Source organism: Nocardia sp. NPDC050435 (genome assembly GCF_040655395.1).
In the GTDB taxonomy this organism is placed as follows: domain Bacteria; phylum Actinomycetota; class Actinomycetes; order Mycobacteriales; family Mycobacteriaceae; genus Nocardia.
Genome location: NZ_JBFAJW010000011.1, coordinates 320711 through 345713, shown reverse-complemented (window position 1 = coordinate 345713; position 25003 = coordinate 320711). Strand labels below are relative to the sequence as shown.

The window sequence follows — 25003 nt, the reverse complement described above, 5'->3', positions numbered from 1 at the left end:
CCGGTCGCGGGTCCGACCGAGGAGCTCGCGCTCCCGCCCGCGCGCCCGGTCGTTCCGCCGTTTCCGGAGGGCATCGGACGACCCCCGCCGCCTGAGCCGCTACCGGTGGGACGCGCAGGCGGGGGCCCGCCGCCGCCGGGCGAGGATTCGCCCTCGCCCATCTTGCGGGCTTGGCCACCGGCGCGACCTGCGCCCGATCCCATCGCCATCCCCAGCCCGCCACCGGCCAGCGCCGCCGCGGCACCACCACCGCCGCCCAAGGCGGCGACAGCGGGCGCGATCAACCGCATCAACGCCGGCAGCGTGATCGGCACCATCACCAGCAGCAGAAGACCGAGCAGGACCAGTTGCGGATCCTGCTGGGCTTGGGCGGGCCCACCGGCGGCGGTGAACGCGATCGCATAGACCAGCGCGCCGACCGGTTTCCACAGCACGAAGGCCAGAGCCCACGCCAGCATTTTCTTGTAGCCCTGCGATCCTGGCCCCATGCCGGAGGCGGCGGCAGCGATCGGTATCGCGGCGACCACCAGAATCAGCAGTGCCTGGCGCACGACGAGCATCACCAATTGCACGAGGGCACTGAGGATTCCCAGCAAGGCGAGAATCAGCAGCAGACCCGAACCGAACTGCGTGCCGTGGCGCAGGTCGAATCCCGCCAGGCGGGTGATGACGCCGGGGGCGTCGGCCTCGGTGGCGTCGGAGAGCACCCAGTTCGAGAACTCATCCCCGGCCCGGGTCCCGGCGGCGACCACACCGGCGAACATCGCCGAGGCGAAGACCGCTTTGGCGAAGGTCATGAAGGATTCCTGTGCTTCCCCGGCCAGCCCGCCCCGTTTGGCCAGCGCCAGCCGGGCGGCGGCGAACATGATTCCGGCGGTCAGCAGCAGGATTTGCAGGCCGCTGGTGTAGTCGCGGATCGAGCTCATCAGCGTCCCCGGCTCGCCCGAGGGTGTAGCCAGCGTCGGGGACGGGATATCTAGCCACCAGGTCAACGCCCACTGCAAGATGTCGGCCGCCCCATCTACGAAGGCGTCGACGAGTTTGTCGAAGGCCGAGTTCGCGGCCTCGGTGGCGACTCGGCTGCCGAGGCGCCCGAGCTGACAGACCGCGCCCGGCCCGCCGGGGATGTCACACACCACATCCGGGACTTGCTGGTGCATCGGTTCGGCGAGTATCGCTTGTGATCGGTGGGCACTGGGCAGGCTCACGGCGTCGACTTCCAGCTGGTGAAGTCGACGAGTGAGGTGATCGGAGTCGCTGGGGCCCAGAGGGTTTCGATGACGTCGGGGACGCGCACTCGCCAGTCACCGTCGTTCCAGGTCATCGGCCAGGTCGAGTAGGCGCTTCCGCCGGGCGCTTTGGTCGCGATCTGGACGACCGCGAAATCGGGTCGATAGTCCGGTAGTACGCGGAAGCCTTCGGGGACCGCAACGAATTGCGCGGCGTCGGGTGTGGAACTGCGGGCTCGCGCGAAGCGCGCTTCCAGCGCTTTTCCACCGCCGTGGTAGCGCTGGGCGAGGACTTGTTGCCACACCCCCTCCGGTGCGGCCAGCACGCGGGCGAGCGCGTCGGCGGCGGCCAGCGCCGCGCCCTGCGGGGTCGGGGCGAAGCCGGAGGCGACACCGGAACGGATCTGGGCGGGGCCGTCGCTGCCCGAGAACGGTAGCGCCGCACCGCCCCATCCGCGCTGCCATTGCATTCGTGCGGGTGCGGCGCTGAGGTAGTCCGGTCGGTTCGAGGGGATCCGGGCCGCGGGATCCTGCGGGAGAACGCTGCCTTCCTCTATTCCTTTGTCCTTGAGCCGGTTTCCGAAGCGGTCGATCGTCGGTGGCTTGACGGTGCGCGGCGTGACGGGCGTGAGCCACGGCGAGGGTGTGGCGCCGGGTGGTGTGCTGCTCGGGGTCGAGGGGGTGCTGGGGCCTTGGTTACCGGTCATCGCCAGGGCGAACGCTGCCGCGACGGCGAGGGTGATGCCGAGGAGGAGGGTGATCAACAGATTGCGAAAGTTCATGGGGTGGGTCCGTTCTCACGCCGGAGTCAGTGCGACGGCCTCGGCGGGCATGGTCTCGATCGCAGTCACCGCCGAGACGGGCGGCTGGTAGGCAATCAGCAGCTTCCAGTCCCCGGACTGCCACGCCACGGTGGTGGCGTTGCGGGTCAGCGAGGAGTCGGTTTGGCGGGTGTAGATCGAGACCTCAGTGGTCTCGGGGGTGTAGCGCTCGACCCGATACCCTGCGATGCGGGGCATCTCGCCGGAGGGGGTTTCGGTGATGGAGATCTGGGTGCGCAGCACGGCCCATTCGTCCCGTCCGGGCCCCGGCGCCAGCATCGCCGCGGTCACCGCCGGCCACTGACTGTCCAGAGCGACCGACATGCGCACCGTGGCGTGAATCGCGGCCAGCGCGGCCCCGACCGGTGACTGCTCGAACCCCGACACCACCGCACCCTTGTCGGCGGCGGGGCCTTGACGGGCGACCGGCAGTTGCATGTTGTTGAACGCAATCCACCGCAACCCACTCGGCAATGTGCGCAGATCGAGGTCCGGCTGCGCGGCGGGTGCTCCGTCGTCATCGTCGTGCGAGCAGCTCAAGACGGTGAGGGTGATCGCCAGGGCGGCGCAGACTGCGAGGCGGGTGTTGGTTCTGAAGTGTACGAGGCAGGTCATGGGCAATTTCCTTCGTGGTCAGCGGGTGCCGATGATGGCGGCGGCGAGCCCGCCAGCGGAGCCGAGAAGTGCTGCGGCGGCGATGGTTCCGGCCAGTCCTTCGATGCTTTCCTCGCGGTAGATCCGGACCGCGAGCAGTCCACCGACCCAGACCGCGCGGGCGATGCACAGGACCAGCACCAGCCAGGCCAGCCATCCCAGGAGCTGGAAGATCGGTTCGGTTACCCCTGCCGGGAGCTGTTTGGCGCTCACCAGTCGGCCCCGTCGACGGCGGGCACGGATTCGTGGTCGCGGTAGGCGACTTCCAGGGCACGCAGGACCGCGTCCTCGGCGAGTTCGGGATGGGTGTGTGGCAGAGAATGGGTAGCGCCGGGGATCATTTCGTAGTCGGCCCAGATCGCATCCGCCAGGCGCACGGAGTCGTGGGCGGCCACGATGCGGTCGAGTTCGCCGCCGAGCACGAACGAGGGGGTCGAGCGCATCGCGACCGCCGCCTGCGCCGACAATCGTGTTTCGTTGCATTGCTGTAGCAGGTCGGCCAGCACCCGCGGGTCACCGCGCCGGGCGCCGGTGACGAAGGAATGCGCCAGCTTTCCCTGCCGGTCCAACGCGCGCAGGCGGCGCTCGAGCATGGCGTGCCCCGCCGCGGCGACAGGATCGAGGCGTCGGCGTCGCTGGTGGCGCAGCCGGGCCAGCGTCGGTTGACATTGAGCGGGGACCATCGCCATGTCGTGGAACCGGAAATGGCACGCGGCGTTGAACAACACCAGTCCCGCCACCTCACGGCATGGGCTGTGCTCGATGTAGGTGTGCACGACCAGGCTCGCCGCGGAATGCGCGACCAGCACTACCGCGCCCTGGGCGTGAGCCAACACTTCGTCGAGGTCCTCGGCCAATCGGCGCAGGGTGGTGTGTTGCTGTTTCGGCGGCCACTGCGAGTGCCCGTGTCCGCGCTGGTCGTAGACGACCTGTGCGATGCCCTCGCCCAAGCGGTGGCTCAGTCGCCGGGTCAGCGGGGTCCAGAAGGTGGAATCGGTCAGCAGGCCGTGCAAGTAGACGAGGGTGGCCGGCGTGTCCGGCCGGCCGAACCGGGTGCCAGATAGACGCACGCCGTCGGCGGCGGTGATGGTGAGCGGGTGAGGATCAAGCGACATGCGAGTTCTTTCGACGAATCATCAAGGGAGACAGGCTCAGTCGCGAATAGCGCGAGGACGGTGGTCATCCGCCGCCGGTGACGATGGCGTTCATGATTCCCCCGGCCGAGGTCGACAGGATTCCGCCGACCAGTGCGCCGAGCACGATCTTGGGCGACTCCAGCGCGCCGCCGTGAAATCGTTCCCAGCCGAATTTCCCGCCGGCGTAGATCAGGCTGGCGATCCCGGCCACCATCGCCAGCCACGAGATGTAGCGGACGATGTTGAGCAGCCGCTCCGACTCCGGGGGCGCTTTCGGGCTGATCGTGATTCCTCCCTGCGCGAGCAGGGGGTAGGCGTCCATCAATAGCGCGGTCGCACTCATCACAGTTCCTCCGAAACATGCTGTGCCTCAATGGCCTTCCTGAGCAGAGCGAGGTCGGCGATAATTGCGGCGCCGGCGTGGTGGACATCGCGGGGCACGGCGGCGGTGATCGGTGCCCGGCGCTTGGGTGGTGAATCGAAGGGCAGGTACTCGGCCAGGTCGGCGAGTTCGCAGCTGGTGAGTTCGTCGTGCCAGCCGATCGTGTGAACCGCGTCGGCCAGTCCGGTGACGACCTCGCGGTAGCGGCGCACCGGCGCGGGCACCCGACCGGGGCGCACTGCTGAGAGCACGAGCCCGACGACCACCACGCCCTCGGGTGCCAGTCCGGCATGCCATTCGCGCAGTCGTTCTGCTGCGGCGATCAATCCGGGCATGCAGAGCCGGGCTGCGACGACGACCTTCTGGGTGGTCGTCGGCGCGGCCGGCCAGGCGAGCCCGGAGTCGGCGGCCGGGCCCCACCAGCGCGCCAGTGTCGAGGTCGCTGCTCCGCCGTGGGCTCCCAGCACCGCGAACAACGGTGGGTGCGGGCCGGTGATCGGTAAAGCGGTGTGCCGGATCGGGGCTCGCCGTTCGGCCGGGGGTGCGGCGATGGTGGCCGGTTCCATGCGGCCGGTGCTGTCGAGGCCGTCGACCTCGCGGCGGACCAGGGCGGCGCTCATGGGTTGCCCTGGCGTTGGATGTTGGTGATCACCGCGTGGCCGGCCTCGGCAACCCGGATGTTGATCACCTGGAGGTAGTCGATGCGCTGCCCGTCGGGGCGCCGTTCGGCCAGGTGCACGGTCGCGGTGGTCTCGGCGATGGGTGTGATGGCCACGCAATGTTGGGTGCCGGGCGGGATCGAGGTGATGCCCGCGGCCAGCGGCTCGGCGGCGATTCCGGCCTCGGGTGCCAGCCACCGCAGGGCGGCGTCGGGGTCGCGACCGACGTAGTAAGCGTGCTCGAATTCGGCGATCGCCGCCATCAGAGGTCCCGCCGAGGGTGCGACGGTGGCGGTGACCAGGGCGCCGGACAAGCCCGTGCAGGCCGGGCTGCTCGGAATCGCGGGTGGTGTCGAGCCCAGGGGCACCGCACTGCTCGGCGCTGCCGACTCGGGTTCGACGGTCGGTGCGTTGTCGCGCCACTGTGCTGTCGGGGCGAGCAGCGCGATGATCGCGATCGTGGCGGCGATGCCGAATGCGATGCTCAGCCACACTGCCAGCGGCGGCATCGGCATGCCATGGCCCCGGTGTGTGGGGTTCGCGGTGCGTGGGCCGGGTTCGGGGGGCGGCGGGCCGGCGATCCATTCCCACTCATCGGAGGGCTGGTCTGTTCGGTGGCCTGGGTGGTGCAGGGGTAGCGGTGCTGTGGTGGTGTTGAGCCATCCCCAGCCGTGTGCGTCGCTGGTTCGGGGATCGGGGGCCATGTCGTTCACCTCCTTGATGAGTGCTGGGGTGGGCCCTTCGGGGGGAGCGCCTCGGGATCGACTTACGGATCAGCTCGTGTCGGTGATTGGGTGCCGAGCTGAGCCGCCTCCCGCCCGAAGGGGTCAGGGAGCGGGCACGGGCCCGCGCGGGGATGGGGTCGGTGGGTTCGGCGGCTGGGCTGGCGCCGTGGGGTGTGGTGATGTCGCCGAACTGGTGGCCGGATGCGGCGATGCCGCAGGCTGGTTGGCGGTCGCGGCGAGGTCGCGGGCGGTGGCGGTGAACCAGTCGGCGGTCGCGGCGAGCGCGGATTCACCGCTGGCTGTCACCGGGGCGCTGTTGTAGGAGCCGTGGCGCCCGGAGGTGCTGCTGTATTGGGTGTTGGCCGAGAGCAGGTAGAGCTCGCTGTTGTCGGCGATGTTGGTAGTCAGGGTGGTGAAGGCTTGCTCGATCCACCGGTTGGCGGTACGCGGCGGGATCAGCTCCACCACGGCGCCCGCGACCTTGGCGCCCAGGGAGGCCAGCGCTGCGGTCGGGTTGGCCAACCCGACCGCAGCGAGTTCGGCGATCGTGGTGGGGGTGAAGACCTTCTTGGCCACCGTGGTGACCGCGTTGACGGCGATCGTGCCGACCCGCAGGATCGCGGCGAGGGCCTGGTCCAGGCCCGGCGTGGGGGTCGACGGGTCGGAGGCTTCGGCGAATCGCTGGCTCAGCGATTTGGCGGGGTCGTAGGACAGTTCGTCGAGGCGTTGTCCGTGAAGGTCTTCGTTGACCACGCCGACGGCGGTCTTGTAGACGGTGGCGGCCAGGGAGTCCGCGATTGTGGTGATCGCCGAGACGGGGTCGCGCAGGTCGGATTGGGCGGTGATGTTGCTGATCGCGGTGGCGATCGGTCCTTGGGTCGGAGTTGCGCAGGTGAGGTCACCGGCCACGCACAGATCGGCGACGCGGCCGGTCAGTGCCCCGTACTCGGTAACCGTCGGAGCGCTGCGGTCGACTCCCGCGCCGCTCTCGGCGGTGGTCCCGAAGGAGATCTTGGCTACCTCGCTGCCTCGGGTGCCGGGCACAGGTTCAGGGGTGCGCCGACCGGTTCGCCCTGGGATCGCTGGTGTGTTCGCGGCCCGAACCGGGTTGGCCAGCAACGCGACCGCGGCGACGTGGTCGGGATCGACCGTGGCTTGGCCGGACCCGACTCGTTGGGCGAAGGAGGCTGCGGCGGGGGCGCCTTGGGTGTAACCGGCCACGGCGATCTTGGTACTCGGGCAGCGGCGGATGATCTCGGTTGCGGTGGATTCCAGCAGTGTCGCGGTGGTGGTGATGGCCTGCTCGTAGGGTTCTTGCGCACCGTTCTCGTCGCGTCCGTAGGGGATGTAGGCGCGCTGCACCAGTCCGTCGGCGCTGGCCAGCATCGGGCCGAAAGCCTGGCCGAGTGCACCGGTATCGAGGGAGGGGTCGGTGCCTGCGGAACTTTCCTCGGGTCCTTGGACCGCGAGGGCGTACAGGGCAGGGCAGTTACCGTCGATCGGCGCGGCCTCGGTGTCCGGCTGTGCGCCAGCCGCGCCGGCAGCGATCAGTGCGCTGGTCAGGCATGTCACAGCGACAACCGACAACACGCGCGCCGCGACGCCACCGTCGGTGCGGACCGATGTCTGGCAATCGTTGCGGGTCATGGTGTTTCAACCTCGAATCGTGTGGATGGTCTGTTCGGCGGGCCTGCCCGCGCCCGGGCGAGGGGCGGCGGGCGCGGGCAGGGTTTCCCGGAGAAGGGTCATGGGGTCGTCTCGCTCGGAGTCGGCTGGGAATCGGCGGCGCGTTCGGGCCGGTGCTGGAGGTAGGCGGCCAGCCGGGTGACGGCTTCGTTCGCGCCTTGTTCGGCGGTTTCGTAGTGGCCGTGCGGGTAGTCGCGCCAGCTCACCTCGACACCGGCTTCGCGGTAGGTGTCACGCAGTTGCTCGGCGCCTTCGATCGGGACGAAGACGTCGTCGGCGCCGTGGTAGAGGTGGATCGGGCAGCGTGGGATCTGTTGCCCGGACCGCTCGCAGGCCAGCACGTGCCGCCACAGCGGGTTGTTCCAGGGGTCGGGCTGATCGCAGTACTGTCCGACCGGGCGCCGGAACCGCGCCAGAACCTGTGCGGCCGTAGCGGTTTGGAGAAAGCTCATCACGGTGTGGCCGACCGAGTTGAGCATGTGCAGCATCGGCATGTGCGGATTGGCGCGCGCCAACCCGAGCATGGCCGCCCACCCGAGACCGGGATACGGGCCCAGCTCGTAGCGTTCGGCCAGCGCACCAGGATCGGCGATGACCGCGCCCGCCGCCACACCGCGCAGATCGAGCTCCGAGGCGTAGAGCGGCGCCATCTCCGCCGCCCATACCGCGTACCGGCCGCCATCGGCGTACCCCCACACCCCCACCGCAGGATTCGAGCAGTCCAGGTCGGGAATCCGCTGCGCGGCGCGCAGGATGTCGAGCACCGCGGCCCCGCCGGACGGGCCGGCCAGGAAGGTGTGCGGGCCGCGACCGGTCACGCCCAGACCGCGGCCGTCGGGGATCGCGACCGTCCAGCCGCGATCCAACGCCATGGCGATGTAGTCGATTTCGCGTTCGGTGCCGTCTTGGAGCAGCTGCGACGGGGCGCACCTGCCGCCGAGGCCGTGGAAGCTGGGCACGTAGGCCACCAGCGGCCCGGATCCGGCGACCGCGTTGGAGTCCGGGACGATGACGGTCCCCGACGCCGGGAGCTTCTCACCGAAGGAGTCACTGGCGACGTAGAGGATCTGCCACGCCTGCGCCGAGTCCAGCTGGGGCAGCGGGATCTTGCGCGTCTTCAGCAGCGCCCCCTTGCGGTGCCCGGTGATCGCGGGCGCGGTGTAGAAGCTGTCCTCGATCTGGGGTTCGGTCATGATCGGGGTCCGATGTCGTAGGCGAGTGCGGTGAGCCAGGCGATGCCGGAGCCGAGCTGGCCGGTCAGGGCGTAGCCGTTGTGGGCGGCGACCGTGCCGGCGAAGTGCAGCCACACGTTCGGGTCGGCCAGGGCGGCGTTGTTGGCGACCAACTGCGCCCACGCCGCGCCGAGCTGGCTGGCCAGCTTCGGCACCAGCACGAGCGGATTCGCGGCCACCGTGGCGGTGATCTCGCCCCAGCGAGCCCGCGCGAGGTCGGCGTCCTGCGGGGTCGGGGCGGGGATGCGTGGGTCGGCGGCCTCGATCATCCGCGTCGACAGGCTCTGGCTGGGCGTGTAGTCGACGTTGCCGCCGCCAACGGTGACGTCGTTGAGGATCGTCGTCGACCATGCCTCCCCCAGAGCGGCGTGGAACAAGCCGTTGATCGAACCCAGGGCGGCGAAGGGGTCGTTGAGGTTGGCCTGCCCCAGCAGCTGGGCACCGAAACGCAGTACGCTGGCCTGGCTCGGTGCCGAGCAGGCGAGATCGGCGTCGGCGCAGATGTCGGCGACACGCCCCTCTAATGCTCCGTAACCGGCTGTGCTGCTGTCGATTCCGCTGCCCGCCGTGGGTGTGCTGATGATCTGGACGCCCGAGACCGCTCCCCCGGCCGTGCCGGGTGCGGGGTCGGGGACGGTTTGCCCCGGCCTGCCGGGGAAGATCGGGCTGTCCGGGGAACGGCTGGGGTTGGAGTAGAGCGCGATCGCGGCGATCTTCTCCGGGCCGACAGGCCCGCGCCCCGCGCCCACATCGCGTGCGAACGCCGACATCGCGTGCGCCCCTTGGGAGTAGGCGACACCAGCGAGCAAGGTGTTGGGGCATTGTTCGGTGATCTGGCGGGCGGCGGCGTCGAGCTGGGTGCGCGCGTCACCGACCGAGGAGACATAGGGGTCGGGGCCGCCGCCGGGCACGATGCCACCGAACCCGGCGGGGTAGCCGAGGTAGCTGCGCTGGACCAGCCCCGGCACGGCGGCCACGACCGGGCCGAGCAGGGCACCGACCACGCCGGTGTCGGCGAGCGGATCCGCAGTGGGTGAGGACTGGCCGGTGCCCTGGATCCCGAGGACATACAGTCCCGGGCAGCCCGGCCCGAGCGGCACCGCCTGCGCACTACCGGCACTGATTGTGGTGAGAGTTGTTGCCGCGCCGAGCATCAGCGCCGCGACGGCCGGACGGAGACGTCGGTTCTGGGCGGTGGTCATGGCTGCCCCACCCCGACTCCGGCACCGAATCCGGCACCGACCGTGCCGCCGACGACCGCGCCGACTACCGCGATCGGGGCTCCGGCGATGAGCGCGCCCGCAGCGGCGCCGGCGGCGGCGCCGATCGCGGTGCCGGCGACACCGGAGGTGACGGTGCCGATGACCGGGACCGGGATCACGGTTCCCAGTGCGGCACCGGCGATTCCGCCGATGGTGCCCCCGACCGCTCCCCCGACGAGCGCCGCTGCGGCGGCGACCGGCGCACCGGCCACGGTCGCACCGACCGCGCCGCCGACCAGCAGGCCCGCGGTTGTGGCACCGCTGACGCGGTCCGAGCGCCCGGGCGGGATACCGACCGAGTCCAGCGCGGTCGCGACCTGCGCTTCCGCACCGGCGGCGACATCATTGATGGTGTCGCGGACTTCCGGCGGCAGCCACGGCGGCGTCTCGGTTTCCCACTGACCGACACGGATCTTGTTGGGCGGCGGCTCGATCGGTGCGACCGGCGGCACGGGCTCGGGCCAGTGCAGTTCAGTGAGGTCGACCGGCGGTGCGGGCGCCGTCGGCGAGGGGGCGGGACGGCTGGGTGCGGCGTTGCGGATCTCCGGGGGCTGCTCGTAAGCGGGCTCGGGCTGCGGAGCGGGTTCCGTCGGTGGTGGTGGGGCGGGTGTGGAGCCGGGCTGGGTGGGGCTGGTGACGCCGGGCTGGTCGGCGACTTCGCCTAGCGGCGTTGCCGCGGAGGCGATTCCGCTACACGCCAGCACTACCGCGACAGGCACCGCGCCCAGGACCGCGACGCGGCAGCGGGTGTCGTTTGCGGTACGGGAAGCGACCGGGCTTTGAACCCGCCGAAGGGGGTGTTTATCCCATTCGCGTCGTGTTTCGAGCATGCCAAATAGCCCTTCTCCAGGGTGAAAGAGTTTGGGAATCGAAAGAATTTTTTCAGCGCGGTCCGGCGGTCTCCCGGTGGCGGCGTTGCGGCCGGGGAGACCGCCTCGTCAGCGCTGGTTAGAAGATCAGCCCGATGACCTGTTGGGCCAGGAAGACGCCGTTGGACGCGATCGACAGGAGGCCGTTCACCCACTGCAGGACGACAAAGGGATCCACAATTGTTTCCTTTCAGAATGTTTGCGATTGCTCCACTATCCAAACCTCGAAAACAGCAGCTAGGCAAGGTTTTCGAGTGACAAGATGTGTAGTAGTAACGCGCTTGTCGATCATGAAACCCGGCTGTAGCTGCACTTTTACCGCGAAGCGGTAACGACCTTGTCACTCAAGATCTTTAAGGATTTCCACGACTACCCCTCAGGCAGGCCGGGAGTTCGGCATACGCACGGCAAGCCACGAGCGAACCGACGCTTACCCCCGCCAGCCGGCCTTCCACCGCTTGGGGAGCCTTCGAGTAGCCACCCCGAACTGCTGGATTACATGCGAACTGCGCGATCCCACTCTTGCCCATCCGAGCGGAGGTGATCTATCCTGTCCGGTTCGCCCAAGTGATCGAGATCAGTTTCGATCCGCGTCAGCGCAGACGCGAGGGCCAAGCCTGAACGAGGCCGTGTCGCGCTCGCTGACCGAGTAGCGCCTCTAAGGACTGAAGGCTGTCATCACAGCGACAGGTGTGTCGACCTACCGGTCAGCAAATCAGCAGTTCGGCTCAGTTCCGTTGCTACACAGGAGTTATCGGTTGAAGTTTCCAGTCGCAGCACCTATCTTCGTACAGATAGGCAGCGGGGGTTGCCTGCAGGGAGAGTCGGGGTGAGACCAAGGGAGCACACAGTGGCCGAAGACACCGCAGGGCCAGGACCAGGACGATTTCTGGCGGAGCGGGTTGACTACCTGTTCCGCACTGTCCATCCGCGCGGCCGTGGGCCGTGGTCGCATCCGGAAGTGCACCGCGCGACCGGAATCTCGATCGGCGCGCTGTCAGAGCTGCGCACCGGCAAGAAGAGCAACCCCACCCGCGCCACGCTGCAGAAGCTCGCCGAATTCTTCGGTGTCAATCCCGAGTACTTCTTCGATACGCCACGAAGCGGCCAGATCCACCAGCAACTCGAGCAGCTTCGAAGCCTTCAGGCCCTGGCCAACACCATGGAGGCCGCCGGCGTCGAGGACGTCCTCGCTCGCATCTCCGAGCTGTCACCATCGAGCATCGAATTGCTGACCGGAATGATCGCGCGGCTACACGGTCTCGAACACGGAGACCAACCATGACGGGGTTCCCCTTCTTCGGACGCGCTCCGCGCGACGGGTTCTCACGCATGAACCAGCGCTGCGGTGCGCTCATCGACGAAATCGGCACGCCGCCCGATCTCAAGTCGCTGCTGGCGAGCCTGAGCGCGAAGCGCGAACGTCCGATAATCCCCGTTCCTACCGTGCTACCACCCGAGGGGCCTTCGGCCTTCTTGGCGCATATGCCGAACGAGATCTGGATCTTCTTCTCGACGAATACCTCGAAGCTGCACCAGAACCACACGATCCTGCACGAGATCGGACACTTGGTCTTCGAGCACCGCGGCATCACCGACGCCGAACGGGTTCTCTCGCAGGCCCATTTCCCGGACATCGACCCTTCCATCGTGATCAGCATGCTGCTGCGTTCCTCGTACTCCGACGAGCAGGAGGCCGAGGCAGAGCTGTTCGCATCGGTCATGGGCATGGCCCTCCACGAGTGGCGGCCGGCACAGGACGAATGGATCGTGCCCGACGAGGTCGCTCCCATTGTCGAAAGAATTCAGAAGTTTCTGGGCTCACCCTATTAATCGAGGCTGTGACAATGAATTACATACTGTATCCGGCGTGCGTCCTGATCGCCTTCCTCGCCTTACTCCTCCGATTGCCTGCGTTGATCCGAAAGCCCGAACCCGGCCTGGCAGCTCTGTGCGTCTACTTCGTCAGCTTGATGTTCACCTTCGGACTGTCCATACCTCCTGTCTTCGTCGCGGTCAGCACAACCCTCGGCGTCCCCAATTTGGCCGGTGTGCTCACCCAATCCTGCGCATTGATAGCGGGCGTGGTGCAGCAACTGGTGGTTCTCGCGTGGTCGAATCCATGGGAGGAAGCCAAGAGGCGGATACGCCGACGGCTTGCCTTCTCCGGCTTGGTCATTGCCGCTATGGGAATACTGTTCGCGCTGTCGGTGCCGCAGATGACCACCAAACCACACACGTTCGCGGTGGACTCCGCCCAGATCCCGACCTACCAGGCATACCTGGTGCTGTATCTGAGCTGCTATGCACTGACCCTGATAGAGACCGGGCGATTGTGCTGGCGGTATTCCGGTGAGGTGGGACCAGGCTCACTCCGCCGCGGCCTGCGCGTGGCAACTATCGGCAGCGTTTTCGGCCTGGTCTACGTCGCCGCCCGCGCGGCCGACATCATCGCGCCCCATCTCGGCGGTACAGGCCATCCGTGGGAGCCGGTGGCTCGGATCGGCGCGGCGGGGGCTGCGATCTTGATGATGTTGGGCTGGTCGCTGCCGACGTGGGCTCCTCCGCTCTCGGGAGCATGGGCCCGGGTCGGCCGCTACCGTAGCTACCTACGTCTCGGTCCGTTGTGGCGAGCCGTCGTCGAGGTCCTGCCCGATATCGCCCTAGCCGGCCCTGACAGCGGCGGGCCCGGCAGATGGTTGCCCCGCCAGCTCGATTTCCGTCTCTATCGACGAATCGTCGAGATTCGCGATGCCCGAATTCAGTTGCAGCGCTATTACTCTCCAACGGTTACCGCCGTAGCGTGCTCACGCGCGCACCGCGAGGGCCTCAGCGAACGCGAGGTCGCTGCGGTAGTGGAAGCGGCGAATCTCGCGGCGGCGATCGAGAAGAAGCGCGCCGAGGAGTCGCCCCCGCCCCTGCCCGGCGCCGAATTCGATCCGCATGAGCAGACCGGCGAATCGCTGCACGAAGAGCAGCAGTGGCTCCTCATGGTCGCCGACGCATTCGCCCGCTCCCCGGTCGTCGCCGACGTGCTCGCAGCCCTGCGGACGACCTCCTCGAGCCCGGAGGTAGCCCGGTGAACGCGCGCTGTCCTTTCGACGCCGATTATTTTGCGAACCCGCACGCGGTGCACGCCGGTCTGCGCGAGAGCGGACCCGTCCATAGCATCGCGCTTCCCGATGGCGCTCAGGTGTGGCTTCTTACCCGCGAAGCCGATATCCGAGAAGCTCTCACCGATCCTCGCCTGTCTGTGGATCGGCAGCACAGCACCGACGGGTACACGGGATTCAGAATTCCACCAGCGTTGGATGCGAACCTGCTCAACCGCGACGGCAGCACACATCGACGTCTACGCCGGCACGCGGCGCGAGCCTTCACCCCTCGTCGGGTCGCAGGCATGCGCGCAGGTATTCAGGCCGAGACCGATCGCCTTCTCGATCTGATAGCTGGTCGGGACGAGGTTGACCTGGTCAGCGCGCTCGCCGTCCCTTTGCCGCTCGCGGTGATCGGTGATTTGCTCGGTATCCCCGAAGACCGTCGCGCGCGGTTCCGTGCCGGGACGAACGCTCTGGTCACACCTGATCCGGCCAAGCCGCACTTGGCCATCGAGGCGCTGACCGAGATCGAGCAGTTCCTCCGAGAGCTGGTGGCGCACAAGCAAGCTCGCCCGGCCGATGATCTGCTCTCCGATCTCGTCGCCGGAGCACGAGCCGAGGGCAACCTCGATGACGCCGAGTTGCTCTCGCTCGCCTTCCTGATCTTCTGGGCCGGCTACGAGAACCCGGTGAACCTCATCGGCAAGGCTGTTCTGGCGCTGCTGCAACACCCGCAGCAGCTCGACCTCGTTCGGCACGGCTCCGGCCTGAGTGACGCCGCGATCGAGGAGTTGCTTCGATTCGCACACGGAAGCCAGTTCGCGATCCGGCGGTTCGCGACCGAGACTGTGACCATCGGCGGCGCACGCATTCCAGCGGGCGCGACGGTTCTGCTCGGTCTCGCCTCCGCCAACCGCGACCCGCGCCACATCACCGATCCAGATCGTCTCGACCTCACCCGCAGCGACGCAGACACGCATCTGGCATTCGGCCACGGGCCTCACTATTGCCTCGGCGCTTCCTTGGCTCGCCTCGAAATACGCATCGTGATCGACAGCCTGTTCAAACGCTTCCCCCACATCCAGATGACTGTGCCGACGCACCAGCTCCTGTGGCGCCCCTCGTTTCGGGAGCACGGATTGATGACGCTGCTGGTCAGCACGACCAGTACGCAAGCCCAGCCCCGCACGAGCGGCGCCGCCACATGAGCTTCCACACTCCAGATCGCCCCGACCGCCGCGGTGTTCCGCGTGCAAACCAAGCGCGGGTTCGGCTGGCCGGATCCGAAATCGTGCACCGGCCGTTTCACTGTGGATCTCGGGGGCCGCCCCGCTGATACCAGACAGTTCGTCGGATTGTCGCTGAGTCACGTTGTTCTTGCTCAGGGCTCGACCGCTCAGCCAGCACATCCGGATTCGTGATGAAGGGCAGCGGAACCACCCATGAGTAAGGGAATCAACGATGAGCAACAACTCGAGTAACAGAACCGGCAAGGCCCGATACAAGCCGCCGTCACGCGTCAAAACCTGGCCACCCAAGAACATCCCGGACTTCGGCCTCTGGTTCTGGCGCTTTCGCGAGCACCGGAATTTGACACAGGAAGGTCTGGCCCGCAAAGCCAACTGCAGTTTGTCTCTGGTGACGAAGATCGAAGGAAGGAACCATCTGCCCGAGCGCAAAACCCTCGACCAGTTCATCACCGCCCTCGAACTCGATGAAGCGCAGTCGCGAATGTTGATCGAACTCTGGTATCCACCACTAGATCTCACCGCGACCGACTACCTACGCAGCCGGTTCATCGCTGTCGGCGGATTAAAGACCTTGGACTTTCACGAGCGGCACGGCGTGAGAGCGATGGCCCATACATATTTGTGGGATGTGTTGGCTGCCAACCCTTCCGCGCAACGGACGATGCCCGGACTCGCAGAAGCCAAAAACAACTACATGCGATGGGCATTCAGTCCGGCCGGTCAGGAAGCCATCGTGGGCTGGGAGCACGAAGCTCCCCAATTCGTCGCCGCGTGCACGGCCATGTTCGCCCGCCACCGCGACGCGCCCCGCGCCCAGCATCTCTACGCCACCCTTGTTCGGATCCCCGAGTTCGCGCAGCGACTAAGCGATCAGCCTGCGATCGCCTACGGATGCCCACCAGACGAACTCATCCACCGCTTGGACCCAACCACGGACGCACCAGTATCGATGAGCATCCAGACCTCGGATCATTTCGGCACCGCCGAGGTCTACCTCACCTGCGCCTTCGAGCATGCCTACAGCGGGCCTGCGCGATGGTGACTCCGGGTCCGGTCGTCGAGCGGCCGCCGCTTCCACGCCGTGCGCCGCTCGATGACCCGAACCTGTCGCTGCACACACATACCGGCTGGGTTGGCATTCCACGCCGCCCGTCGTGCCAACCCAGCCGACACCACGCCGCACCCTCCTAGACAGGGAGGTTGCTACATGCCACTACCTCAGTCCTGGCGCTGCATCCATGGTGGGGACGGCAATGAATAGGACCCGGTACGCTTCCTTTCCCGTTCCCGCTCCAACTCTTGGCGCTCCCGGCGAACCACATCGGCGAGGGCGTAGATCGCATCCCAATCGGCGTCGGTGCCGCCCAGGATCGCGACGCGCACGTCACCCATCTCGACGTCACGATCGTGGAAGACGATCTCCTCGGCCGCGTGCCGAGCGCAGCCGGCCGCGCTCACCACGACATCCCAGTCGTAGATCCGCAGCTTCACCCGCAGCGCTCCATCCTCGCATGCTGAGTAGCCCCACGAGCGGGCATCGCCGGTGGAACCGAGCGGGCAGCCTCGACTGTGGACCGCCTCGGCCGTCCTGCCCAGCACGCGCGCGGCGGCCGCCGCCGTTTCGATCCGCTCACGCAACCGGGAGGCGGTGATCCGCAGCAGCCCACCCAGTGAGCAAACGAATGTGGTAGTCCGCATTCGCGACCGTCTGCCACTCCACCAACACGATGTCCGCATCCTCGCGCACCCGCTCGACCAACCCTTGAACCTCACTAATCGCCGCGCGGAACTCTTCGTAGCGGGCCTGCTGCGGCGCCCAGCGACGCTGCCAGTCGGGCACAACCACGTTGGTCGGCTTCAGCTTGGCCGCTCGCAACGACCGTATATGAGGCAACAGCGCATCTGCTGCCGCGACCACATCCCGCGGAGTCGGGCCGAGCCAGCCTGATTGATCGAGCGCCTCGCCCTCCTGGTACCGCCAGTAGCGTTTGATGCCGTCGATCTCGATCTTCGGCGGCCGCAGATGCCGCTCGACCTGAGCCTTGATCACGGATTCATCCGCCAGGCGCACTGCTGCGGCGTACTTCACGTTCTGTTCCTCGGCGGCGCGCCGGTTCCGGCGGCGGCGCGCGCTGCTGTTCTTGGGCGTGTCTTCGTCCGATTCCGGCAGGAGAGCCCACGCCACCCCTGCCTACGACGAAGGCGGCAAGCCAGAGAGGTGTGAAGACTACGCGGGCCCCTGGGAGGGCCTTGGCCGTCGACGTCGCGAACCGGCGCAGGCGGGGCGACTCGGGCGGAAATGGAGCGCGTGCGCGTCCTGACACTCCAGCCATGAGAATACCGCTGGCGATGCGCTCCGCGCCGCTGTTCTGCAACGCGAGGTGCGCGCGCCATCGAGACCACGCCACGGAAGCGCACGAAATGCTTGCGCGATGACTGACCTGCTGTGCCTCTACGCCGCAGTTGAGCCGCCGATCGCCGACGCGTACAACGAGGGCCGCCGGGGCCCTCTCCAACGCCGCGCGTGGCTGGACCCGTGACCGGGCCTACTGCGAGACTTCCGATTTCGGGCAGGAAATCGAGGGGCCGCTGGGCCTCAATGTGCACACCCCGTCGTCAGGGCGGGGTGTGCACGACATACCCGCACCTCCCACATCGGTGCGTGCGGTGCTGGCCGAAGCGTATGCAGGAGACTCCGCCGACCAGGGTCCCCTTGCCGCGTAGTCGATGCCCGCGCGGACACGCCACCGGCCCCGGTTCGGCCCACTTCCCGTCCCGGACTTAGTAGAGACGACCGGGCGCAACGACCCGCGCGTCGACATCGTACGCCGGCTCCCAATCTTCGAACACATGGTCGATTATGCTTGCCGACGTGCAAATAGGAGACAAGGTCAAGACGACGGCTGCGGGGGTTGTCGGTGTTCGAGGTGCTCGAGATCGACGACGAGCACGCGGTGATCGAGTCTGTGCTCAAGGACTCCCCGGGCTGCTATCCGTTCAGCTGGCCGGTGCGGTTTCTGGTGCTCGCGACGCCCGGCGAGCCCTGATCGGCGGGTTCGCCGAACAGCGGCAGCTGCTGGGTCGCCGGGATCGGACACCGAGGCGGCGCAGGCAGCGCGCGCAGGTGACCTGTGCCCGGGTCGGCAGGAGCGCGTCGGGGGACCATCCGGCCACGCCGGTGTGGCACATCGACCCCGGTGCCTGCTCACCGGCGACCCGCTGGCCGAGGCTGACCGCGTGCACGGTGCGCCCGGTCCGCACGACCGCGTGCACGCCGGCATTGCCGAAGATGGCCCGCGTCCAGGCGGCCAGCGGCGATATGTCGGTCACGTGTCCAACGATACGAGCGGGCACCGACAACAGCCAGGTGATGCGGCAGGCGTCCAGGGCCCGCGTTCGTGGACTACCGGCCGTGTTGGGCCCGGTCAACCGTGGGATTCGATCGCCGAGATATGTCAGGATGTCCCTGCGGCCGCGAGGGGGTAATGCGCGCCGCAGGGACTAGGTGGGCCTGGAGAGGGCCGCACTGTAGACGCGTGAGCCTGATCCCGACGTCAATCCTTGCTGTGAGGGTTGGGGTTGGTATCCAAGCCGCCCGGCTCCGACTTCGACTCTTCGGAATCCGAACGGAGTCGAAAAGTGGGTCTCTCGAACGCCACCATCACGCTGATCTGCATCGCCGTCGCGCTTTTCGGCGTGCTGTCCGGCATGGTCATCGGCCTTTTGGCCAAGAAGAGCAGTCCGGCTGACCCGGCCGGCGCCGTCATGCGCGGGCTGTTGACCGGCGGCGCGGCGATCGTCGGCACCTTCGCCGTCATCGGCGTGGTGGTCATGCTGGCCTGACAGCTGGGATTCGTGCCAGGGTGCGCGGACGGTCGTGCGCAGACGGTCCAGCCGCCCTGCGGGTGCGGTTCAGCTGTGGTCTTCGGCCGCGGCGCCGGGGGCATGTTCCTTGATCGCAGAAGGCCTGACCTGCGAACCACACCCTCTCGCTTCTGCTCAGGTCAAGGCCCTATATCCGTTGGCAGGTGAATCCGTCCGCTCAGGAACCGAGGTAGTCGCCCATCGTGAGGAAGTAGTCACGGGCAATCATTTCCGCGCCGTCTTCTGTGCGTACTTGCTCCACGACCAGCCCGTAGTTGCGTCCACGCCGCGCGTCCGTCCCGGCCACAATCACCACCCCATCGGCTTCCGGTATGAATACGCGCCCGGGTGTGCCCCCGTAGCAGCGCTGTGAGACCGAAGCCTGAATGATACGCAGCCTCCTGCCGTTGTGAAGAGTAAAAGCGTTCGGGTACGGGTCGGATTGCGCCCGGACCAGCCGCTCGATGTCCTCGGCCGGCCACGTCCAGTCGATCCGGCTGTCCTCGATCGATCTTTTGTGGAAGAAGCTGGCGCGGGACCGGTCCTGCGCGACCCTTCGTGCGCGACCGGAAGCGAGCAGATCCAATGCCTCGGTGACGACAGGTGGCACGAGGTCGACTGTTTTGTGGAACAGATCGGTTCCGGTGTCGCGCGGGCCGACGGGCACCGCACGCTGCAGCACGATATCGCCCGCGTCGAGATCTTCGTTCATCATGTGCGCGGTGACGCCGACTTCGCACTCTCCGTTAATCAAAGCCCAGATCACCGGCGAGAACCCAGCGTAGGCCGGAAGCAGCGAGTCGTGTACATTGAGAGTCCCCAACGGCGCAGACGCGAAGATCTCCGGCGGTAGCCAGGTGCGCCAGTTGTTCGCGACGATGATCTCCGGGTCTGCCGCCTTCAGTGCAGTGACCACATCGTCGCCGGGCCGGTTCCGGACCAGCACCGGCACCCCGTTCCGCTCGGCCAGCTCGGCCACGGAATCGGCCCAGATCCGTTCGTAGGCATGCTCGCTCCGCGGGTGGGTGACGACCTGGACGACCTCATGACCGGCCTCAAGCAAAGCTTTCAAGGTGCGATGGCCCCAGGTCTGATATCCGAACATCGCTACTCGCATGCATCCTCCTCACGCCGGAATCGGTTGTCCGGCAAACTGTGTCAGACACCTGGCCTAACGCTGGCCAGGCTTGGTCCCGCCAGATGCGGCCTCATCTCGCGGCGACCAGCTCGCGGACCAACGCTGAGCTACGGCGCGGCCTCCTCGCTCAGCTCGCCGCGTCTCAATTGAGCCGCACGCGATCGACCTGACGATCTCACCGCTGCGCACCGCAATATTGGACAGCAACGACGACGAAATCCCATGGGTGTGCTCAGTTCCGCCCTGCAAATAGATTTCCCCCGGCGCCGACGCGGTCGACACCAGTCGATAGTCGCGGCTCACCCGGGGGCCGTCGGTGTCGAAAGCGTATGCATCGGCCAGCTCACCGAGTATGCCGCGCAGATCGACCGGTCGGAACCCGGTGGCGCACACCACGGCATCGCAGACCAGCTCCTCAGTACGACCTGTCGGCCCATGCGCCACCGTGACGGTCACGTCCTCGCCAGCGTCGTTGATGCCGGTAATCCTCGACGCACCGTGCATGAACAACCTGCGATCACCATCCACCCGTTCTGCGTATTCCAGGGCGTACAACTGCTCGATCAGCGCCGGGTCCACCGCGGAGTAGTTGGTGCCGCGGTGATAGTTCATCAGTTGCCGACGCAGTTCTGTTGGGGCTGAATAGAATTCGTCGACCGCCGCCGGATCGAAGATCCGGTTCGCGTACGGGCTGTCGTCCGCAGGACTGAAGCCGTACCTACCGAAAACCGCATGAATGCTCGCGCGACGGCAGGTCTGATATAGATGGCCGATCACTTCGGCCGCGCTCTGTCCCGCGCCGAGCACGACGAACCGCTGTCGGCGCAGTGGCGACAACGCGGCCAGCCGCGGCAGTAGCTGATGATTATGGAAAACCCGCTCGTTAGCCACCACGCCGTCCGGCAACCGGGGCGAAAGCCCCACTCCCACCACGACATTACGTGCCCGCAGCACACCCGTGTTTTGGCCCCTCAGTACCACCTCCAAGCAGTCCTCAGCCGCCCGGACCGAAACCGCCGTTGTGCCATAGGCCACGTCGGCGTCGACCAACCGAACCGCCCACCGCAGATAATCCTGGAATTCCAGGCGCGTCGGGCGGAACGCCTGTAGATTGATGAAGTCGGTGAGCCGGTCATGCTCCTCGAGATAATTCAGAAAAGTATACCTGCTGCGCACATTGCGTTGGGTAACCAGATCCTTGAGAAAGGATATCTGCATTTTCGCTCCTGGCAGCAGCATGCCTGGATGCCAGGAAAAGCGGTCCTTGTTCTCCACGAATCGGGCGGTCAGGCGGCTCGCGGGCTCGGCGGCCTCGTTGAATTCTTCGATCGCGATGGCCAAGGCCACATTCGATGGCCCGAAGCCGATCCCGGCCACATCGATGATCTCTTCCGTCATCGTCATGGCGATCAGCGACCGGTCCGCTCTGCTCGGTCCCACCGGCAGATAGCGTCGAGCTCCGATACGAATGCAGCGACGACCTCTCGAACCAATTGCGCCGAATAGATATTCGTCTCGTACTTCACAGTGCCGCGCAGTAGCACGCCGTCCATCTCCATACCCACCACCAGCGCCTGCCCCGCCCCCACTGCGGCGGGGTGGACGATGTGCCCTGTGGCCGGTGGAGCTCCTGGGCCTATCCGCTGTACCTCCAAGTCGGGCCAATCACGACCGTCGGCAGGAGCGGGGGTCGGCCACCATCCGCTCACTCCGTCCAGACGCAGCCATACATGGGAGAGCGAGTATGGGAAATACCTATTGTGGCCGGAGCCTCCGATGACGGCTTCATATAACTTGCTCAACGGCAGGTCCACCGTCTGAGTGGCTTCCGATAAGCTGCGCCGGACGCGGGTAAGCAGTTCGCCGAGATCGGCGCACTCCAGATCAATCGGAATATTGATAACGTTCACGAACAGGCCGAGCGCGGTATCGAGCTCCGCTCGATTACGACCATGATAGTGAGTGGATACGATGATTCGGTTGCGATCGTAAATTTTTCCGATCGCACGACCGAGAGCCCCGGCGAGAGTTGCGAGCAATGGAACTCTGAAAGATCTGCTCTTCGCCAATATCTGCTCCGTCACAGACGCGGACAGGGCGATGGGGACATGTCCGTAATTTCTCTGCGCGGCCGTATCCCCCGCTCGCGGCAATGGCACCGATGCTCCGTGGTCCCGGAGGGTTCCGGCCCACGCCGCTATTCGTCTGTCGAGACCAGATTTTGCGCCTGGACCGTTTTCGGCAAGTACGAACCTACGGTAGCTGAACGCACACTCCACATCGGGACTCGCGCCGTTGATCACCAGCTCGCGATATATCCTCGCAAGTTCGCGCCGGTAATGGTGGATGGACATAGCATCGGTCACCAGGTGATGAAAGCGTACGATCAGAAGGTGGTCGTCGCCGGACATTCGGGCCAAGGTCGCATCCGACATCCGCCCTGGGACCTCGATCAGCTCCTCGCCGAGCATCCTCGATGTGAATTCGCTCGGATCGACGCCTCCGGTCGAGTGCACGACATCCAACGGTTGCGCATGCGGCTCGACAGCCTGCCACAACGTACCGTCATCGGCTAGATGAGATGTCATTCGCAGTGATTCGTGCTTCGTGTTCATCACGAGCACAGCCTGTTTCAGAGCGCCGACGTCCAAGCGTCCGTGGACGCGAAGCGCAAACCAGCACATCAAATTCGGCGAACGCGGATAGGGCTCTGGGTAGCAGCGCACCCAAGACCAACACCAGTCCTGCCGGGCCGATAGCGGAATCATTGATTTCGACTGGAACGGCTGCTCAGTCATCATTGCTCCCTCCGGCTGGTATCGCGACGTACTCATCGACCGGCCCGACCAGGTCGGCGGCCGTTGCCGCCACGGTCGCTTCGGTCGGCCCGTACGAGTTGATGAGCCTGACCCCCGGGGTAATGCGCGACCATCGGGCAACCAGCCCGGGAAGCGCGGCCTCTCCGCCGATGATCACCGTGCGCACCGCGTCGGGCAACCGCCTACCCGCAGCGACCAACTCGTGCCAGAAGGCGGTCGGAAGATCCAATACCGTGATCGACTCCTCGGCGACAGCACGGCTGAATTCCGTGAGTGATTCGGTCATCTCATCGGTCCGCAACACCAATGTCGCACCGGCGCACAGTGTTATGAATATTTCCTCCACACTGGCATCGAACTGCAGTGGCGCGAACTGGAGCACCCTGTCATTCGAAGTAACACCGTATCGCTCCGTTGCGGCCTGTGCGAAATGAGCGAGCGCTCCACGAGAAATCAGCACACCGTGCGGCCTGCCACTGGAGCCGGACGTATAGATCAGATAGGCGACGTCGGAATCGCGCACGGACCGCCGTGGCGGCCTGTGAGCTCCTGCTCGCCCGTCGAGAACAAGGCCGTCCCCGATCGAGATCTGCGCCCCTGCCGTGCGCTCGGGGAATCCGTCGGGGGATACGGGAAGGTAACCGGCACCGGAAATTAACACCGCTAAGATTGCCACGATCGCCTCGGGGGATCGCCGCATGCGCAGTTCCACGAGCACGCCAGGGCCGGCCCCACGGCTCCTCAGCAGTTTCGCCAGTAGCTCAGCCCGCGTCATCAACTCGGAGTAGGTCATCGAACGGCCTCGCTGCTGTAGCGCAATCGCGGTCGGACTGTCGGTGACGTGCTTACGGATCGCAGCGACTACATCGATGGCGCGCATCCCGACCGATCGCCGCTGTTCCGGCCGATCGGCAAGCGGAATGCGCCCGAGCGGCCGATATGGCTCATCGATGGACCGGCCCAGCAGGCGCATCAGCAGGTCGCGATGCCGTTGGATATCCGATTCGCAGTAGCAGTCCGGATTGGCTTCGAATTCTACGCCGATTTCGCTGCGGCCGGAGCCACGAAATCCGATCGCAAAATCCTCCACAGGACCTGCCGATAGATTCGATACTCGGCCGCAATGTGGTCCGAAGCGAAATTCGTCGTCGAACGGAATGACATTGACAACCGGACCGAACGTGCGAGTCCGGCCGCGCGCCGCCTTCTCGTCTCGGCGAATATGCTCGTGGCGATACCGATGGTGTCGGCTGATCACCTTCAATTGCGAGGTCACATCCGCGGCCAAACTTACCAGCGAAGCGGACGGTTCGACCCGCAGCCGAATCGGCACGATATTCATGACGAGCGCGGGAACCCAGAGCAATTGACCGCCCAGCCTGTTCATCACGGGAAGCCCGAGTACCACCTCACCGGCGCCCGTCGCGCGGTGTACATACCCCGCCGTTGCCGCGATCAGCAATTCTGTTCGGCTCACGCCGACGGCCACGGCCAACTCCCCGAGTTGCCTGGCCTGTTCGCGTGGAATACTGGTGTCGACTCGCAGGACGCTTCCAGCGACAGGGGCCTGGCGAGCGGCAAGCGACGGTGGTTCGGGAAGTCCCGCGAGATACTGGCACCAGAACTCCTGGTCCGCCGAACGCTGTCCGGATTCTTTATAGCTCGCTTCCGTGTCGAGTACTCGCTGGAAGGGGTCGAATGGTTTTCCAGCGCTCTCGTCCGTATACAGCTGGGCTACTCGCTTGACCAATAGCGAGACCCCATACCCGTCGATCGCAATGTGATGGATACGCTGATGCCATATCCATCGGTCCTCAGCCAGGCGAAGCAGAGCCTGAGCAAACAGCGGTCCCATACGGAGGTCGGCCGCGACCCTGACATCGCGGTGCATCCACGCAAGTGCTGCTGACCACGGATCCGATTCGCCGGAGAAATCCAGGTCGGCCAACTGCCAGTCCGGTGGCTCGATCCACTGCCCGGGTCGGCCATCCACCAGTTCGAACCGTGCGTGCAGCGCCTCAGCCTCGTTTATCGCCACTCGTAACGCGGCTTCGAACCGGCGCGGATCGATCGCCCCTTCGATCAGCACGTAATCGGCGGTATTGTAGTTCGAATCGCCGGGATTCAATTGCTGACCCAGCCAGACCTCGGTCTGCGCGGCAGACAAAGGGATAGTTTC

25 protein-coding genes are annotated in these 25003 nt (G+C 66.4%); 6 read left to right on the top strand and 19 right to left on the bottom strand.

Features of this window, described 5'->3' with window-relative positions:
• The 12 genes from AB0I43_RS31575 to AB0I43_RS31520 form a co-directional block, all read right to left on the bottom strand.
• A partial coding sequence (locus tag AB0I43_RS31575; protein WP_357433134.1) for a hypothetical protein occupies positions 1 to 1160 on the bottom strand: 1160 nt, incomplete at its 3' end.
• Between the two features lie 44 nt (positions 1161 to 1204).
• Positions 1205 to 2011, bottom strand: coding sequence for a hypothetical protein (locus tag AB0I43_RS31570; protein WP_357433132.1), 807 nt, complete (start codon positions 2009 to 2011; stop codon positions 1205 to 1207).
• Positions 2012 to 2026: 15 nt separating this feature from the next.
• Complete coding sequence (locus tag AB0I43_RS31565; protein ID WP_357433130.1) at positions 2027 to 2665, bottom strand: hypothetical protein; 639 nt, start codon at positions 2663 to 2665, stop codon at positions 2027 to 2029.
• 18 nt (positions 2666 to 2683) lie between these two features.
• The gene (locus AB0I43_RS31560; RefSeq protein WP_357433128.1) at positions 2684 to 2917 is read right to left on the bottom strand and encodes a hypothetical protein; all 234 of its coding nucleotides are present in this window, start codon (positions 2915 to 2917) and stop codon (positions 2684 to 2686) included.
• Positions 2914 to 3819: an alpha/beta hydrolase gene (locus tag AB0I43_RS31555; protein ID WP_357433126.1), complete on the bottom strand. Its 906-nt coding sequence runs from the start codon at positions 3817 to 3819 to the stop codon at positions 2914 to 2916. Before AB0I43_RS31555 ends, AB0I43_RS31560 begins: the two co-directional genes overlap by 4 nt.
• A gap of 64 nt (positions 3820 to 3883) precedes the next feature.
• Complete coding sequence (locus AB0I43_RS31550; protein WP_357433124.1) at positions 3884 to 4183, bottom strand: hypothetical protein; 300 nt, start codon at positions 4181 to 4183, stop codon at positions 3884 to 3886.
• The gene (locus tag AB0I43_RS31545) at positions 4183 to 4842 is read right to left on the bottom strand and encodes a hypothetical protein (RefSeq protein WP_357433122.1); all 660 of its coding nucleotides are present in this window, start codon (positions 4840 to 4842) and stop codon (positions 4183 to 4185) included. Before AB0I43_RS31545 ends, AB0I43_RS31550 begins: the two co-directional genes overlap by 1 nt.
• Complete coding sequence (locus tag AB0I43_RS31540) at positions 4839 to 5390, bottom strand: hypothetical protein (protein WP_357433120.1); 552 nt, start codon at positions 5388 to 5390, stop codon at positions 4839 to 4841. The genes AB0I43_RS31545 and AB0I43_RS31540 overlap by 4 nt, the downstream gene beginning before the upstream one ends.
• 318 nt (positions 5391 to 5708) lie before the next feature.
• Positions 5709 to 7253: a cutinase family protein gene (locus AB0I43_RS31535; protein WP_357433119.1), complete on the bottom strand. Its 1545-nt coding sequence runs from the start codon at positions 7251 to 7253 to the stop codon at positions 5709 to 5711.
• 98 nt (positions 7254 to 7351) lie between these two features.
• Positions 7352 to 8485, bottom strand: coding sequence for a lipase family protein (locus tag AB0I43_RS31530; RefSeq protein ID WP_357433118.1), 1134 nt, complete (start codon positions 8483 to 8485; stop codon positions 7352 to 7354).
• Positions 8482 to 9726, bottom strand: coding sequence for a cutinase family protein (locus AB0I43_RS31525; RefSeq protein WP_357433117.1), 1245 nt, complete (start codon positions 9724 to 9726; stop codon positions 8482 to 8484). The genes AB0I43_RS31530 and AB0I43_RS31525 overlap by 4 nt, the downstream gene beginning before the upstream one ends.
• Positions 9723 to 10505, bottom strand: a complete 783-nt coding sequence (locus AB0I43_RS31520) for a hypothetical protein (RefSeq protein ID WP_357433116.1) — start codon at positions 10503 to 10505, stop codon at positions 9723 to 9725. The genes AB0I43_RS31525 and AB0I43_RS31520 overlap by 4 nt, the downstream gene beginning before the upstream one ends.
• A 1000-nt stretch (positions 10506 to 11505) precedes the next feature.
• Here AB0I43_RS31520 and AB0I43_RS31515 point away from each other — a divergent pair.
• The 5 genes from AB0I43_RS31515 to AB0I43_RS31495 all read left to right on the top strand — a co-directional run bounded on the left by AB0I43_RS31515 (position 11506) and on the right by AB0I43_RS31495 (position 16045).
• On the top strand, positions 11506 to 11940 hold the full coding sequence (locus AB0I43_RS31515) for a helix-turn-helix transcriptional regulator (protein WP_357433115.1): 435 nt from the start codon (positions 11506 to 11508) through the stop codon (positions 11938 to 11940).
• Positions 11937 to 12488: a hypothetical protein gene (locus AB0I43_RS31510; protein ID WP_357433114.1), complete on the top strand. Its 552-nt coding sequence runs from the start codon at positions 11937 to 11939 to the stop codon at positions 12486 to 12488. The genes AB0I43_RS31515 and AB0I43_RS31510 overlap by 4 nt, the downstream gene beginning before the upstream one ends.
• A 14-nt stretch (positions 12489 to 12502) precedes the next feature.
• Positions 12503 to 13738 carry an MAB_1171c family putative transporter gene (locus tag AB0I43_RS31505; RefSeq protein WP_357433113.1) on the top strand — a complete coding sequence of 412 codons (1236 nt, stop codon included), beginning with the start codon at positions 12503 to 12505 and terminating at the stop codon, positions 13736 to 13738.
• The gene (locus AB0I43_RS31500; protein WP_357433112.1) at positions 13735 to 14961 is read left to right on the top strand and encodes a cytochrome P450; all 1227 of its coding nucleotides are present in this window, start codon (positions 13735 to 13737) and stop codon (positions 14959 to 14961) included. Before AB0I43_RS31505 ends, AB0I43_RS31500 begins: the two co-directional genes overlap by 4 nt.
• A gap of 253 nt (positions 14962 to 15214) precedes the next feature.
• Positions 15215 to 16045: a helix-turn-helix domain-containing protein gene (locus AB0I43_RS31495; protein WP_357433111.1), complete on the top strand. Its 831-nt coding sequence runs from the start codon at positions 15215 to 15217 to the stop codon at positions 16043 to 16045.
• 176 nt (positions 16046 to 16221) lie between these two features.
• Here AB0I43_RS31495 and AB0I43_RS31490 read toward each other — a convergent pair whose 3' ends face one another.
• The 3 genes from AB0I43_RS31490 to AB0I43_RS31480 all read right to left on the bottom strand — a co-directional run bounded on the left by AB0I43_RS31490 (position 16222) and on the right by AB0I43_RS31480 (position 18333).
• Positions 16222 to 16641 (bottom strand): hypothetical protein, encoded by a 420-nt coding sequence (locus tag AB0I43_RS31490; protein ID WP_357433110.1) that lies wholly within the window; start codon positions 16639 to 16641, stop codon positions 16222 to 16224.
• On the bottom strand, positions 16634 to 17092 hold the full coding sequence (locus tag AB0I43_RS31485; protein ID WP_357433109.1) for a hypothetical protein: 459 nt from the start codon (positions 17090 to 17092) through the stop codon (positions 16634 to 16636). The genes AB0I43_RS31490 and AB0I43_RS31485 overlap by 8 nt, the downstream gene beginning before the upstream one ends.
• A gap of 908 nt (positions 17093 to 18000) precedes the next feature.
• Complete coding sequence (locus AB0I43_RS31480; RefSeq protein WP_357433108.1) at positions 18001 to 18333, bottom strand: hypothetical protein; 333 nt, start codon at positions 18331 to 18333, stop codon at positions 18001 to 18003.
• 309 nt (positions 18334 to 18642) lie between these two features.
• On the opposite strand from AB0I43_RS31480, the gene AB0I43_RS31475 reads away from it, so the two are divergent.
• Complete coding sequence (locus tag AB0I43_RS31475) at positions 18643 to 18846, top strand: hypothetical protein (protein WP_357433107.1); 204 nt, start codon at positions 18643 to 18645, stop codon at positions 18844 to 18846.
• 199 nt (positions 18847 to 19045) lie between these two features.
• Here AB0I43_RS31475 and AB0I43_RS31470 read toward each other — a convergent pair whose 3' ends face one another.
• The 4 genes from AB0I43_RS31470 to AB0I43_RS31455 are packed head-to-tail and all read right to left on the bottom strand — an operon-like array spanning position 19046 to position 24991.
• A complete protein-coding gene (locus AB0I43_RS31470; RefSeq protein ID WP_357433106.1) occupies positions 19046 to 19984 on the bottom strand; it encodes a methionyl-tRNA formyltransferase in 939 nt (312 codons plus the stop codon).
• 54 nt (positions 19985 to 20038) lie between these two features.
• Complete coding sequence (locus AB0I43_RS31465; protein WP_357433105.1) at positions 20039 to 21409, bottom strand: SidA/IucD/PvdA family monooxygenase; 1371 nt, start codon at positions 21407 to 21409, stop codon at positions 20039 to 20041.
• Positions 21410 to 21414: 5 nt separating this feature from the next.
• Positions 21415 to 22806, bottom strand: coding sequence for a condensation domain-containing protein (locus tag AB0I43_RS31460; RefSeq protein ID WP_357433104.1), 1392 nt, complete (start codon positions 22804 to 22806; stop codon positions 21415 to 21417).
• Positions 22796 to 24991 carry a condensation domain-containing protein gene (locus AB0I43_RS31455; RefSeq protein ID WP_357433103.1) on the bottom strand — a complete coding sequence of 732 codons (2196 nt, stop codon included), beginning with the start codon at positions 24989 to 24991 and terminating at the stop codon, positions 22796 to 22798. Before AB0I43_RS31455 ends, AB0I43_RS31460 begins: the two co-directional genes overlap by 11 nt.
• Between the last annotated feature and the right edge of the window lie 12 nt (positions 24992 to 25003).

Coding starts and splice junctions, on each gene's coding strand:
- AB0I43_RS31570 (WP_357433132.1), bottom strand. CDS start 2,011: ATGAACTTTCGCAATCTGTTGATCACCCTCCTCCTCGGCATCACCCTC.
- AB0I43_RS31565 (WP_357433130.1), bottom strand. CDS start 2,665: ATGACCTGCCTCGTACACTTCAGAACCAACACCCGCCTCGCAGTCTGC.
- AB0I43_RS31555 (WP_357433126.1), bottom strand. CDS start 3,819: ATGTCGCTTGATCCTCACCCGCTCACCATCACCGCCGCCGACGGCGTG.
- AB0I43_RS31550 (WP_357433124.1), bottom strand. CDS start 4,183: ATGAGTGCGACCGCGCTATTGATGGACGCCTACCCCCTGCTCGCGCAG.
- AB0I43_RS31545 (WP_357433122.1), bottom strand. CDS start 4,842: ATGAGCGCCGCCCTGGTCCGCCGCGAGGTCGACGGCCTCGACAGCACC.
- AB0I43_RS31540 (WP_357433120.1), bottom strand. CDS start 5,390: ATGCCGCCGCTGGCAGTGTGGCTGAGCATCGCATTCGGCATCGCCGCC.
- AB0I43_RS31535 (WP_357433119.1), bottom strand. CDS start 7,253: ATGACCCGCAACGATTGCCAGACATCGGTCCGCACCGACGGTGGCGTC.
- AB0I43_RS31530 (WP_357433118.1), bottom strand. CDS start 8,485: ATGACCGAACCCCAGATCGAGGACAGCTTCTACACCGCGCCCGCGATC.
- AB0I43_RS31525 (WP_357433117.1), bottom strand. CDS start 9,726: ATGACCACCGCCCAGAACCGACGTCTCCGTCCGGCCGTCGCGGCGCTG.
- AB0I43_RS31510 (WP_357433114.1), top strand. CDS start 11,937: ATGACGGGGTTCCCCTTCTTCGGACGCGCTCCGCGCGACGGGTTCTCA.
- AB0I43_RS31505 (WP_357433113.1), top strand. CDS start 12,503: ATGAATTACATACTGTATCCGGCGTGCGTCCTGATCGCCTTCCTCGCC.
- AB0I43_RS31495 (WP_357433111.1), top strand. CDS start 15,215: ATGAGCAACAACTCGAGTAACAGAACCGGCAAGGCCCGATACAAGCCG.
- AB0I43_RS31470 (WP_357433106.1), bottom strand. CDS start 19,984: ATGCGAGTAGCGATGTTCGGATATCAGACCTGGGGCCATCGCACCTTG.
- AB0I43_RS31465 (WP_357433105.1), bottom strand. CDS start 21,409: ATGACGATGACGGAAGAGATCATCGATGTGGCCGGGATCGGCTTCGGG.
- AB0I43_RS31460 (WP_357433104.1), bottom strand. CDS start 22,806: ATGATGACTGAGCAGCCGTTCCAGTCGAAATCAATGATTCCGCTATCG.